Consider the following 267-nt stretch of genomic DNA (forward strand, 5'->3'; position numbering starts at 1 on the left):
TTGCGGCAAGCGGCTGCGCCTGGAGGCTTCTGCCCAAGTGCTTTCCACCGGTTTCGACGGTCCAGCGCTACTTCTACGTTTGGCGCAACACCGGTCTGCTCGAGGCCATGAACACGGTGCTGGTCTTGAACCTGCGGGAGATCGAGGGGCGCGAAGCCTCGCCAAGCGCCGGTGTGATCGATAGCCAGTCGGTGAAAACAACGCAAAGCGGCGGCCCTTGCGGCTATGATGCGGGAAAGAAGATCAAAGGCCGCAAGCGCCACATCC

Annotated in this window: 1 protein-coding gene; it reads left to right on the forward strand. The window is 61.8% G+C overall.

Going from position 1 to position 267, the window contains the following annotated elements:
• On the forward strand, positions 1-267 hold a 267-nt coding region (locus tag LH128_RS30390; RefSeq protein ID WP_008833531.1), incomplete at both ends, for an IS5/IS1182 family transposase.

Origin of the sequence: Sphingomonas sp. LH128 (genome assembly GCF_000293195.2) — a bacterium.
Lineage (GTDB): Bacteria > Pseudomonadota > Alphaproteobacteria > Sphingomonadales > Sphingomonadaceae > Novosphingobium > Novosphingobium resinovorum_A.